General features: G+C 38.4%; 11 protein-coding genes and 1 pseudogene. 4 read left to right on the top strand and 8 right to left on the bottom strand.

The window, feature by feature from the left end; genetic code table 11:
* Position 1: 1 nt before the first annotated feature.
* The 8 genes and pseudogenes from A4H00_RS06055 to A4H00_RS06020 form a co-directional block, all read right to left on the bottom strand.
* The gene (locus A4H00_RS06055) at positions 2 to 598 is read right to left on the bottom strand and encodes a GNAT family N-acetyltransferase (protein ID WP_067088177.1); all 597 of its coding nucleotides are present in this window, start codon (positions 596 to 598) and stop codon (positions 2 to 4) included.
* Positions 599 to 861: 263 nt separating this feature from the next.
* A complete protein-coding gene (locus tag A4H00_RS06050) occupies positions 862 to 1,881 on the bottom strand; it encodes a lipoate--protein ligase (RefSeq protein ID WP_067088175.1) in 1,020 nt (339 codons plus the stop codon).
* Positions 1,868 to 2,766: pseudogene (locus A4H00_RS06045) on the bottom strand (SIR2 family NAD-dependent protein deacylase). The gene A4H00_RS06050 and the pseudogene A4H00_RS06045 overlap by 14 nt, the downstream one beginning before the upstream one ends.
* Positions 2,763 to 3,548: a protein-ADP-ribose hydrolase gene (locus A4H00_RS06040; protein WP_067088173.1), complete on the bottom strand. Its 786-nt coding sequence runs from the start codon at positions 3,546 to 3,548 to the stop codon at positions 2,763 to 2,765. The pseudogene A4H00_RS06045 and the gene A4H00_RS06040 overlap by 4 nt, the downstream one beginning before the upstream one ends.
* Entirely contained in the window at positions 3,541 to 3,873 is a 333-nt protein-coding gene (locus A4H00_RS06035) for a glycine cleavage system H family protein (RefSeq protein WP_067088171.1), read from the bottom strand. Before A4H00_RS06035 ends, A4H00_RS06040 begins: the two co-directional genes overlap by 8 nt.
* Positions 3,874 to 3,886: 13 nt before the next feature.
* Positions 3,887 to 4,876 (bottom strand): MsnO8 family LLM class oxidoreductase, encoded by a 990-nt coding sequence (locus A4H00_RS06030; protein WP_067088169.1) that lies wholly within the window; start codon positions 4,874 to 4,876, stop codon positions 3,887 to 3,889.
* Entirely contained in the window at positions 4,873 to 6,072 is a 1,200-nt protein-coding gene (locus A4H00_RS06025; protein ID WP_067088167.1) for an NADH-dependent flavin oxidoreductase, read from the bottom strand. Before A4H00_RS06025 ends, A4H00_RS06030 begins: the two co-directional genes overlap by 4 nt.
* A 1-nt stretch (position 6,073) precedes the next feature.
* Positions 6,074 to 6,928 carry a lipoate--protein ligase family protein gene (locus tag A4H00_RS06020; RefSeq protein ID WP_067088165.1) on the bottom strand — a complete coding sequence of 285 codons (855 nt, stop codon included), beginning with the start codon at positions 6,926 to 6,928 and terminating at the stop codon, positions 6,074 to 6,076.
* 466 nt (positions 6,929 to 7,394) lie between these two features.
* Here A4H00_RS06020 and A4H00_RS06015 point away from each other — a divergent pair, with 466 nt between their 5' ends.
* The 4 genes from A4H00_RS06015 to A4H00_RS06005 all read left to right on the top strand — a co-directional run bounded on the left by A4H00_RS06015 (position 7,395) and on the right by A4H00_RS06005 (position 11,568).
* Entirely contained in the window at positions 7,395 to 8,258 is an 864-nt protein-coding gene (locus A4H00_RS06015; protein ID WP_067088163.1) for a helix-turn-helix domain-containing protein, read from the top strand.
* Between the two features lie 160 nt (positions 8,259 to 8,418).
* Positions 8,419 to 9,234: a radical SAM protein gene (locus A4H00_RS12180; protein ID WP_237334190.1), complete on the top strand. Its 816-nt coding sequence runs from the start codon at positions 8,419 to 8,421 to the stop codon at positions 9,232 to 9,234.
* A gap of 38 nt (positions 9,235 to 9,272) precedes the next feature.
* The gene (locus A4H00_RS12175; protein WP_237334189.1) at positions 9,273 to 9,716 is read left to right on the top strand and encodes a radical SAM protein; all 444 of its coding nucleotides are present in this window, start codon (positions 9,273 to 9,275) and stop codon (positions 9,714 to 9,716) included.
* A 274-nt stretch (positions 9,717 to 9,990) separates the two neighbouring features.
* The gene (locus A4H00_RS06005) at positions 9,991 to 11,568 is read left to right on the top strand and encodes an ATP-binding cassette domain-containing protein (RefSeq protein WP_067088161.1); all 1,578 of its coding nucleotides are present in this window, start codon (positions 9,991 to 9,993) and stop codon (positions 11,566 to 11,568) included.
* Positions 11,569 to 12,191 lie beyond the last annotated feature (623 nt).

The following is a 12,191-nucleotide window of genomic DNA, read 5'->3' as shown; positions in this document are numbered from 1 at the left end:
CTTAACTAGCTGTCACATGCCGATTCTCCTCCCACTCTGTCCTCAACAATCCGTAAACCAATTCGTCTACTCGATTTCCTTCTAAGTCTTTATAGTCACGAATCGTCGCTTCTAAGGTAAAACCGAGTTTTTCAGCAACTCGTTTGCTCTGCTGGTTGGAGCTGTAGCATCTGATTTCGACCTTGTGGAGATGAAGAAGGGTAAAAGCAACTTCAATCAGCGCCGCAACTGCTTCTGGCATATAGCCCTTGCCCCAAAAGTCTGGATGAAGCAAATAGCCAATCTCAAAGACATCATCAGATCGGCGGTGGTTAAAGTCACAAGAGCCTATGATACGATTGCTCCCTTTGACGGTAATGCCGTAGCCAGACGGTAAGTTCTCTTTGACAAGATTTTCGAGATACTTGCTTTTAATATACTCCCGTTCTTCCTCAAGCGTCGCTACCGGTGGAAAACCCGCTGGTAAGCAAACCTCAGGCAAGCTCGCATAGGTAAACAGATCTTCGACATCCTCCACGGTCCGCTGACGTAGTATCAGACGATTGGTTTCCACTTTAGGCAATGATTTGCCATCATAAGCTTCTAAAATCTTTAGCATAACTTGCCTCACTTTCTCTCATCTGACACAAAAACGCCCCTGCCATACGACAGGGACGAAAGTTAATGCTAATTTCCGCGGTACCACCCAAATTCGGGCAAATGCCCGCTCTTGTTCTTATTTCTATTCTCAATCCTCAGCAACCCATACTGACATCTGTGCGGATTTCTCAGCGCCACCGCTTTCTGTAACAGACAAACTCACTATCCCTCTGATTGGCTTTATTGTAGCAGATTTTCTGAGAAATTGCAACTGCTTCTGACTCAGCTAAAAATCAACTCGAGCAACTCATCCGCTGATACTTTACCGAAATAGCGTGACAAATCAATTGTCTCTAAAACCATACGAATATCGTCTTTTTCCATTCGATGTCCTATTAAAGCTTGCTCAACTTCTGCCACATCACCTTTTCCAAAGAAATCACCATAGATTTTACAATGTGCAATCCGTCCCTTATCCATATCCAAGTGAATATCAATGGTTCCAGCTGCAAAACGACCGTCTCGGTGGTAACTGTACTGGGGAGAATTGCCATAATTCCATTCCCAGTTTTTATATTTATCAGCAACCAATTGATCAATCGCAGCCCAATCGTCATCTGTCAATTCATAGCGTTTTGCTTGATCAAGGCTAGTAATTCCCAGCAATTTGCATGTCATCAGATTTTTAAATTCATCCGTTGTAATAGCTTGGTACTCATCTGCTAAAAAAGGACGAATACTGCCGACACGACTTCTAACTGATTTAATCCCTTTTGATTCAATTTTCTTTCGGTTTGGATGAAGAACCTTCTCCATCGCCTCATAGTCTACATCCAAGAGGAGAGAGTACCCACCGTAAACCCGATTGTTAGAAATAGTCATGGCAGCGCCAGAGACTTTTTTACCTTCAATCACTAGGTCATTGCGACCAGTTTGTTCAACCTGAGTTACTCCCAATTCATTGAGGGCGCGGATGGCAGGAGCATAGGCCCGTTTAAAATCACCAAAGATACCATTATCCTGAATCAGATAGCAGACATTAACTGCACCAGAATCAACATATACTGCACCTCCCCCAGTATCACGGCGAACAAGCAAGATGTTGTTTTCCTTGAGATAGTCTTCGTTGATCTCGACAAGCGCATTTTGAAACTTACCAATCTCTACTTTTGACTCACAATAATAAGGAAACAAAATATCATCATCTAAAAAGACATGTTGCTGGACATAAACTTGCATAGCAAGGGCAACTGCACCGTCCGCAACATATTTTCCATTGCGAATAGGTTCAATAAGGTACATCATTTTTCCTTTCTTTCATCAAATATTCTTTCGTTTTAGTAATTAAATCTGCGATATGGCTGGTTAGTTGAACACTTTGAGGTTGAATAGCTGGTGGAATCCGATACTGCTTTTGGTTCAGGGTTACAAAGAGGGCGGCAGGATTTTCCTGGGTTTGCTTCTGAAAAGGATGCTTAATAAATTGTGGTGTTGTATAGCCGACTCCAATTTCCAGATAGAGGACTTTTTGTCCTTCATGATCTGCTAAAAAGCGATCATAGCGTTCTTTTTGCTCAAAGAAATCTGCATCCTCAACCATTCCTTTTTCTGCATTACGCTTATTGATTTCAAAAGGTGCTCACACCTTGGACAATAAGGAATCAAATCCCGCGGAATCTTCATCTCCTTTTGTTCCGCAATCATTTTACGAATCAATGCATCATCCCGATAGGTCTGTTGGTGGCAAAAGCGGCTACATTGCCATAAGCCGTACTCACCTTGAATATGAAACACTTTATCCATATCATAAGCAGCTGCTGCAAAGGCATTGTCCGCATTGGTCGTAATGATATGATAGGAGGTTGTCTCAAGGATTTCCTTCAAAAATAGATAGGTTTGTCCGACCGGTTGATCCAGATAGTTCAAGGCGACAAAGCGACTTTGAAAAGCCCAATATTCTTCTAAACTCGCAAACTGATACAAACTGGCCTGCAACATATCTAGAAGACCATATTTTGCAATAAAATCAGGAAAGGCAGTTTCAAACCGTTCTCCGATGTAGGTAAAACCGTCTGCAGCTGACATTCCTGCTCCGATTCCCACAACGACAGCATCTGCCTCCCTTATCAGAGCAGCTAATTTCTCAGGCTCATCCTGATCACTCTCCAGTGCTTTCCACTGCGTCATGACTTCTCCTTTTCTCTTAGTTCTTCTTCATAATAACTAGCATCTTCTTCTGTGTACAAGGTAAAGATAACGGTCAGTGGATAAGCTGTTTCGCTCAACCAATCGTCCACCGTTTGAATAGCAAGTGCTGCTGCCTCTTTTTTAGGATAAGCGAATTCTCCTGTTGAGATCGCGCAAAATGCCACTGTCGCAAGACCTTCTTCACGCGCTCGGTTGAGACAGGATAGATAGCATTGTCTTAGGAGATTTTCCCGAATAGGAGAAGGTCTCCTCCCTTCTGGAATTCTTGGGCCTACCGTATGAAAGATTAGCCTGGCAGGTAGGGCATACCCCTTTGTGACCTTTACCTGTCCTACTGGTTCTCTATGCCCTTGTTGTTTCATCAATTCCGCACACGCATTGCGGAGTTCTGCTCCTGCATAAAAATGGATAGCATTATCAATACAGCCATGATTGGGCAGAAAACAACCTAATAACTCACTATTTGCCGCATTGACAATGGCATCTACCTGCAAATGACAAATATCCCCATAGTAGAGTAAGATATTGGGATGAAGCGTTTTTTCACAATCTGCTAGAGAACACTGGTGTTGCTGATGATAGGCGGTTAGAAATTCTTTTTCACAAGCGAGGTATTCTTCTGAAAGAGGACCAGCTGGTCGTTGATTGACTAAGCCTCGCCAGATAAGAAACAACTCCTCCCTATCCTCGCTGATTCCTTCTTCACCACCTAAGAAACCAATCATTTGCTTAAACAGTTGACATTCCCGTTCTTTACGCATCTTCGAGAGCTTCAAATTCTAGAGCATCGACATCTGTCAACTTAATCAACCAATGCTCTGCCGGATCTGCTGAATTTAATAAGAGAGGCTGTTCTAAAGCTGCCGTATTACACTCAACAATCTTACCAGCTAATGGACTCAAAATCGCCATTACCGTTTTTGACGCCTCTAAGTTTAAAATTACATCGTCTTTTTCCAGCACATCCCCTTCTGAAAATTCCACATAGCCAATGGTTCCAATATCATCTTGTAATTCTGGTGTCATGCTGATGACATATTGTTCTTCCTCTTGTTCAATCCAAAGATAATTTGCAATTTTTTTCATACGATTTCCTTTCTTATTTATCATCTATTTCAATAGTCGCTAACAGTTCCAAGGCTTTCATTCGGTTAGTCTGGTCAGGAATAAGGGGAATAAAGATTACTTCATCCGCTCCTGATACTGTAACCAATTCTTGAACTGCCTGCTGAACCATAGCGACATCTCCAACCAACATTCGTGTACGATTTGCTGCCATCTGAACTTTTTCAGCATCCGTCACGATATATGTTCTAGCTGTTTCCCCACTAGGATAATGGGAAAATTCATTAAAATCATTTTTCCCCAACATCCATAAATCCAAGGGACGAGCCAACTCTTCTGCTTGCTCCTGCGTCTCGGCAATCACAACAAACAAAGCTAGGAGGAATTTCCTTTGTTTCTGAGTAGAAGCTAGATGTCCCTCGCGGTAGGCTGTCCCTAATGTAGCTGCTGTTTCTAGAGGATTTTGAACGATGAACGGAAAGCTACCATAGGTAAAGCCCATTCCTAATCGTACCGCCTCATGAACCGAACGACCTCCCGTTCCTAAAACGAATAATTCGACTGGAGATTGGGACTTGGGACTAGCTGTAATAGCTGCAGTTTCATCCTTCAGATAACTCAATAGCTTTTCTAACCAGATACCATATTCTCGACTAGTATAGAGGCTGTTTAAATGTTGATGAACGAGAGCTGTCCCCAATGAATTGCCCAAGCCAATATCTATCCGTTCTGGATACAAGGCAGCTAGGGTACGGGCAATTTCTGCCACCTTATAGGGGCTATAATGTAACCCCATAATCCCACCAGAACCAATTCGAATTGTCTTGGTTTGGTTGGCCAAATGAGCCATCACGATTTCTGGAGTGCTAATTGAAAAAGCAGGAAGATTGTGGTGCTCTGCAACCCAAAAACGATGAAAACCAAGCTCATCAGCCCGTATAGCTAAAGCCACTGTCGCCTGTAAGGCCTCCTCTGCTGTCTGTTCCTCATCAATAACCCCATAGTCTAAAATACCAAACTTCATGCTTCCTCCTTCTCATAATTGATAGCCAACTCTCGAAACAAACTACGCGAATCAGCAGGCAAGGATTCTCCATAATCCATTAACGGAACAATATCCTTAAAAGAAGCTTGAGGAATCGCTAAGGAAGGCAAGTCCGCAGCTTTAATCTTCAAATGAATATCCTGCGCTCGATTTTCTCTTATCTTTTGAACAAACTCAGGATCCACGATAAAGGGAGTTGAAGCTCCAACCAAATCTGCATGTGCCAAGGCCTCAATCGCCTTTTCAGAACTATTGATACCGCCTGTTGCCATAATGGGAATCTGTCCCTTCAACTGTTGATAAATCACTTGGTTGACTAATTGTCCTTGATAGCGACCAGTAGAGCGAATGCGATTCCGAAAAACATCATGTCCCCAGCTAGCAATCGCCAAATAAGCAAGAGGCACTCTGTCCATTACCTCCTTGACTAATTGGAGAAATTCGTCAATCGAATAGCCAATCTGATGCCCCCTCGTTTCCTCAGGAGTTGCTCGAAAACCAAGCAGAAAAGGACGTCTTGCTTCACTAACGATTACCCCGTGAACAGCCTCCAACACTTCAAAGGTTAACCGTGCCCTACTAGAAAAATCTTGCGCACCATAATCATCTGCACGCTGATTGGAAAAAGTAGAGAAAAAAGTCTGAATAAGTAAGCGTTGGGCAGAAGACACTTCCACACCATCAAATCCAGCTTCAATGGCTCGTCTTGTTGCTTGACGATAATCCTCTACGATATCCTTGATTTGTTCAACTGTTAGAGCCTTAACATCGTGAGGAATAGGCGATTGCAAATGCATCGGACTTGGACCATAGACAAAGCCTTCTCGTGCTAGTGTATGCGAAGAAAAACGTCCCGCATGCGTCAGTTGCAAGATAGCTATTGCTCCTTCTGCTTTCATGGCCTGTGCTAATTGACGAAGACCAGCAATATCTTCATCCTTGGATACACTAAAGCCAAATTCAAACAATTGACCGTAAGGATTGACATAGGCTGCGCCTGTAATTTGCAAGGGTGCAGCTGCTGCTCGGCGCTTCGCATAAGCCAAATCATCCTGACTAACATAACCTTCCTTGCTAGAGGAATTAGTCACCATGGGCGATAGAACAAAGCGATTGTCCAATTCGATACCATCTCCCATAGAAAATGGTGTAAATAAGCGACTTATATCTACCATATTAACCTATCCCTACTTTCTGATGACGTTCTATTGCATCTTGCTTACCTTTCGCAAAATCTGCTAAATTTTCCAAACTCAGATGATAGTCTATCGATCTTTGTCCTAGGTTCTGTATCAATTGGTGTAACCCTCCCACAACATCTTCCATTCGAACAGGCTGATCGAGCAAATCAGATAAGGTCGCCATCGAAGCAGGATTGACTTTTGGATAGGTTGGTTGGGGCACTGAATCCCCTGCAGCTACCCGGTAAAATTCCCGAATCAACACACCGCGTTCCTCCTGCTGACCAGATAGACTAATATAGGCTGAAATAGCAATACCCGATTTGATGCGTCTTTGCGCCAAGCCTGCAAATTTCTGGCCTCTGATACTCAAATCGTAGGTCCCTGGACAGTAGGAATCACTTATTTCACGGACTTCTACTTTATGAGCAGCCACTGGAAGAATCTCCTTGAGACAAGCTACCATAAGCTGATAGGCCTGTCTCATATCTAACTTCTTCCCTCCCAGATGATCAGGGATGATTAAAGAAAGATTGATAATCCCCGCATCTGCTACAACAGCTAACCCACCGATAGAACGAACAAGCGGTTGATAACCATGCTGACGAATCAGCTCTACACCTCTTTCAAAATGGGGCAAACGGCAATCAGCCATTCCCAAAATAACCGTTCTTTCAAGAGGCCAGAGATGCCAGATGAGTTGCCCTTTCTGTCGATCTACTTCCTTCAGAAAAACATCCGCCAAAACGAGCTCATCAATAGGGGCTGTAACATCATCTTCCGATGATTGGTATACTAAATGTGAAACATCTGCTAATGACTGTAACAACAGCAATGATACCCCTTTCATAAATCTATTTCCATTCTATCATAATATAGGTATAAATCAATTAATGACTTTGAAAAATAAAAAGAAAAGTTATCTATTGAAAGCACTTTACTGTGACCCTAGAATAGAGTGTTTCACTAAAAAATAACGGACTGAAATCTTAGGATAGGATTGTTTAACGAAAAATCCTTTACTTGAGTTCTAGACTAAGATTTTCTCTGATACTCATTTAATTTCAAAAATGATCATTTCGTCTATTACTACTTATTTTTTATTATAACAGGAACAAAAAATCTAGTTGTTCATTTCGAGCAACTAGATTTTTTTAACCTACAACAATGACGATAATACCTTCTAAAACAGCAAGAAGAAGAGCTAAGAAATGGTGTTTTTCATGTGATAATCCTCACTTTTGTTTTTCTTTATTGTATGCTATTATGAAACAAACTAAAAATTATTCCCATATATGCGTGCAGGAGGAAGAGAGATGAAAAATTTTGGAGAAATTTTTAAAAAGTTTCGAGAATCAAGGGGATTACGATTAAAAGATGTCGCAAATGCTGGCATATCAACATCTCAACTATCTCGGTTTGAAAAAGGAGAAACTGATTTAACCATTTCAAAGTTTATGCTCATTTTAGATGTAATAAACATGCCAGTTGATGAATTTATGTATGCAGTTCATGATTTTCATAGAGATGAATTAAATGAACTCTTATCGAAAGTACGTCATTTTGTGTCTACTCGAGACGTAGAAGGAATGAAAAAACTTCTTTATTCTCAGATGGAAGCGGAAGAAAAACGTGAGAAATTTCATCAAATCAATATTATTTTATTGAAAATTCGCCTGCAAGATTTATCAGGAGAAAATTATTACGATGAACAGGATTTAGAGAATTTAACTGATTATTTATTTAGTGTAGAATACTGGGGTTATTATGAACTTTTGATTTTTTCAAACACTTTAGATGTCCTTAAACATGATGTTTTCATGATTTTAGCAAGGGAAATGTCTAGACGTTCAGACTTTTATAAAGAAATTCCTACTAATCGACGCTTGATTTCGACCATGTTACTTAATGCCTATATTACCTGTATTGAGCGACAAAATTTTATGGATGCATTGTATTTTGAGAAGCAATTGAAACAGTCCTTCTTTATCGAAACAGAAATTTATGAAAGACTTGTTTTTCTTTATGCTCAAAGTCTTTATCGTTATCGCAAAACAGGAAGTAAATTGGCGATTATTGAAATGAAGAAGTGCATTGGAGCCATGAAGTTAGCAGGTAGTGACCACTTGGCACAGACCTATGAAGGACATTTGAAAAAAATGTTAACCGAAAATAGTTAGTCAGCATATATGGGAAAAAATCACCTCGAAATGATGATTTGGTAAAATTATCATTGGAAATTCACTAGGTAACACAAAAGTAATGTACTAGTTGAGCTGTATTGAATTGTCTATAGTGATAGAAGTTATTACCATTATTATGAATTTTGAGGTATTTAAAATGCAGATACTATCTCCATATATTTTAAGAAAGAAAACCGAAACAGGGGAGCTATTTTTTAATAGTAAAAATAATCACTCTTGCTTCATTACAAATGATTTATTAGATGCTGTTGAAAATGATTTAGTGGTTAAGGGGCAGTATGAAAATTATTTGAGTAAGTATAATTATTTTCAAGAAGAAAATGAATTTGAGAAGACAATAGAGTATGTTAGAAATACTGAAATGGAGACATTAGAATTTACAATTTTAACACATGGAGACTGCAATTTTAGATGTAAATATTGTTATGAAAAATTTGAAAATATAAAAATGAGCGAGGAAACTGAGGCTGCGATAGTCGAATTTACAGAAAAATTATTAGCTGAATCTATGTTTAAATATATGCATGTATCATGGTTTGGAGGAGAACCTTTATTGGGGCTAAAAACGATAAAGAATCTTTCAGAAAAATTTATGACTATTTGTTCTCAAAATGGACTTGATTATTCTGCTAGTATAACAACTAATGGATATCTGCTTAATGAACGAATTATTCATCAGTTAATTTTAGGATATAGCGTTAGTAGTTTTCAAATAACACTTGATGGAGATGAGGAAAGTCATAATTTCCAAAGAGTATTACACAATGGAAAAGGTTCATATAGTAAGATACTCGAGAATATTAGATGTTTACAAAATTCAAATTTGAATTTTTGTTGTAATTTAAGATTTAATATATCAAAAGAAAATTTCAATAATGTTAAGATTTTTTTGGAATCAGATGGGGAATCTTTTAAGCATGATAAACGATTTAGATTTTTTTTTATAACGTAGGTAGTTGGGGATGTGGGGAGCGTTCTCGAAATTATAAAGTGACATTGCCTGATCCAGATGCTAGCTTTGAATTATCAAAATTTGCTATAAAAAAAGGATATAATGTCCCCGCTGCTAGAGGTATAATAACGAATTTGTTCAACTGTTATGCAAACAGAAAAAATCACTATACTTTTAACGTAAAAGGTGTGATTCAAACATGTACTATTGCCTTGTATTCTAATTCTAATATCTTTGGAAGTGTACATGGTAAATTTAATCATGAAAAATTTGACAGATGGTACTTGACTATAGATTCAGAATGTCAGAAGTGTCCAAATGCTTTAATTTGTAAGTCAGGCTTTTGCCCACCTAAACATAGAAGTAATAAACAAAGAACATTATGTAATCAAGTAAAAAAGAAAATTGATAAAAATCTTGAATTATTTATACTAAACAAGGAATATTGTGATTATCTTGATGTAAAAAGAGAGGAGGTGTAAAAATGATTGTAATTGAAAATAAGAACACTACTCAATTTGATATATTGGCAATGCGTGATCATTATTGCGATGAGGATGGAAATGAGTTTTAGTTTATTTTTTAATAATTAATTGCAATTTGGTGAGTCTGATTCAAAAGATAATCACTCTTAATAAGTAACATCAGATACTAGCTCACTAAAATATTAGATAGCCTCAGTTAAAGTTGGCTTGTGTACAACTATTATACTGAGGTTTTTATGAATATTCGCTTCATTTTTAGATAGGTTTATTTATGAAATTGCTAAAATATATAAAAACTAACATCTTTGTTTATTTTTTAATCGGAGTGTTTTTGAATAGTGGGATGATTCTCATTAAGCCATTACTATTGGATAAGTTGTTGAGTATTCGTGAAGGACAACTTACAATTGATACGATACTAAACTTTATTATATATGGATTTTGTCTGCATTTATTTTTTTATAGCACGATGTTGTTAGCAAATTTTGTCAGTAATAATCTGCAACGCCATCTTCAAGTTCGCTTAAAAAATCAGCTTATTACTAAATTATTTTTTCAAGAATCCTTTGTGTATGATGAAAAAGTTTCAATTGTTACACAAGATATGGAAGTACTGTATAACCGCTTCTTTTTACCTTTAGATATGATAGTTGGAAGAGTGTTTATACTTTGTACAACAATTACTTTTATTTTGGTTCAAAATTTTTGGCTTGGTCTAGTTTTTGTGGTCTTTTCTTTTCTTCGTCCTTTACCTCAATGGTTGATGAACAATCGTTTAATAGACAGTGGAGCAGATTTTTCTGAAAAGCAAAAGGCTTTCCATCTATCTGTAGGAGACTTTTTTAAGGGAGCTGATACGATTTATTTTTATGGTGCTATCAAAGAAAATTTTGCCAAGTTGACAAAAAACAATGAATGTTATGAGAACACTCGCTGGAAAAATGAATGGACTGGTAATGTCGTTTATTTTTTCAATGGGCCTTTAGAATTTCTTAGTCAGGTACTACCTCTTGCTCTTGGTCTGTTACTACAAAAAAAGGGTGGAGAGCTATCAACAGCCAGTTTAGTCGCTATGTATATAGCCACAATGAATCTTAGCGGACCTATCCAAAAGATTATGTATAGTGTATCTGATATTCAGCGTTCACAGGCAGTAAAAGAAAAAATATTTTCTTTGCTAGAAGAACCTTGTTTAGAAACATCTTATACGACAGTCGAATCTTTGGCAGAACTTGTTGCAGTCGATGTTTCAAAACAGATTGGAGAGCAAGTACTCTTTTACAATTTTTCACTCAGATTATCGAAGCCAAGCAAAGTTTTAATAAAGGGAGCTAGTGGTACTGGAAAATCAACTCTCCTACGCCTGTTGGCAGGAAAGGTAGCCCCGAATAATGGTCGAATCTTCGTGCGTGACAAAGCTGGACAAGAATTTAATCACTATCAAGGAAATGTGGCTTATATTTCTCAGAATCCATTTTTCAGCCATGGGAGCATTCGGGAAAACTTGACTTTAGGTCAGGAGATTTCAGACCAAGAATTACTCTATTATCTAGAACAGGTTGGTTTAACGAATGAAATCACAAATATTCTAGAGTATCAACTAAAAAATAACGGAGAAAACATTTCAGGTGGACAACGTCTACGGCTAGAATTAGTCCGTTGCCTGCTTCGGAAAAAAGATATTGTGCTGGCAGATGAGATTACAGCATCCTTGGATAAAGACAACGCACATCAAGTGAGGCAATTGCTGTTGCAATTACCTATCATTTTGATTGAAGTTGCTCATCATATTGATTCAGAAACGGATTATAATCAGATAATTGATTTGGAAAGATATCGATTCACATAAATATTGCTCTTTGTCACCCACTACAGGCGATAAAGAGCCCTTTTCTTGTGATAAAATCTCCAATTCAATCTTGTTATGATGTCGCTATCCTACAAAAAAGAGATAGCAACAACGAAGGTGCAGCTGTAACTAGTTTTATAGTAATGAGGGGCTACACCTCTGGTTCTCAACCTGTCACATATCAAATCAAAACAGTAGCCTAAAAACTACTTTCTGAAGAAAAAAAAGGAGCACGAAAGGAACCCACTGAAAAAGCCATCAATTTGATGAATTTTTCAGTGGGTTCCCATAAGCTATCTGCCTTTTCGGCAAAGCCCGAGCCTGTTATATGGCTCTTTACAACCTGAACATTTTCTAGCTCAAGCTTAATTGGTTTGGTTGGGTGCTTTGCTGGCCCCAGGCTCCAAGATTGCCCCTTTAAGAGCTTTCACCTGTGATTTCATTGTGAGTTAGCTCTGTTGCCTGCAAGTATCCACTCAGCTTCTTCTTGATTTCAGTAAGCGAAATTGCTTAACACACTGTTTATTCCATGAATAAAAAGAGCCTATCTGAAAAAGCAGTACGATCAAGCAAAATAGAGCAAAGAAATAGTTGACCCAGCCCCCTTGAGTGGTTGTATACCA

This window comes from Streptococcus marmotae (assembly GCF_001623565.1).
In the GTDB taxonomy this organism is placed as follows: domain Bacteria; phylum Bacillota; class Bacilli; order Lactobacillales; family Streptococcaceae; genus Streptococcus; species Streptococcus marmotae.
This window is presented reverse-complemented; position numbering and strand designations above follow the sequence as displayed.

Bases quoted from the DNA above. Each gene is read 5' to 3' on its own strand.
- A4H00_RS06025 (WP_067088167.1), bottom strand. From the start codon at position 6,072: ATGGTAGATATAAGTCGCTTATTTACACCATTTTCTATGGGAGATGGT.
- A4H00_RS06020 (WP_067088165.1), bottom strand. From the start codon at position 6,928: ATGAAAGGGGTATCATTGCTGTTGTTACAGTCATTAGCAGATGTTTCA.
- A4H00_RS12180 (WP_237334190.1), top strand. From the start codon at position 8,419: ATGCAGATACTATCTCCATATATTTTAAGAAAGAAAACCGAAACAGGG.
- A4H00_RS06035 (WP_067088171.1), bottom strand. From the start codon at position 3,873: ATGAAAAAAATTGCAAATTATCTTTGGATTGAACAAGAGGAAGAACAA.
- A4H00_RS06055 (WP_067088177.1), bottom strand. From the start codon at position 598: ATGCTAAAGATTTTAGAAGCTTATGATGGCAAATCATTGCCTAAAGTG.
- A4H00_RS06005 (WP_067088161.1), top strand. From the start codon at position 9,991: ATGAAATTGCTAAAATATATAAAAACTAACATCTTTGTTTATTTTTTA.
- A4H00_RS06015 (WP_067088163.1), top strand. From the start codon at position 7,395: ATGAAAAATTTTGGAGAAATTTTTAAAAAGTTTCGAGAATCAAGGGGA.
- A4H00_RS06050 (WP_067088175.1), bottom strand. From the start codon at position 1,881: ATGTACCTTATTGAACCTATTCGCAATGGAAAATATGTTGCGGACGGT.
- A4H00_RS06040 (WP_067088173.1), bottom strand. From the start codon at position 3,548: ATGCGTAAAGAACGGGAATGTCAACTGTTTAAGCAAATGATTGGTTTC.
- A4H00_RS06030 (WP_067088169.1), bottom strand. From the start codon at position 4,876: ATGAAGTTTGGTATTTTAGACTATGGGGTTATTGATGAGGAACAGACA.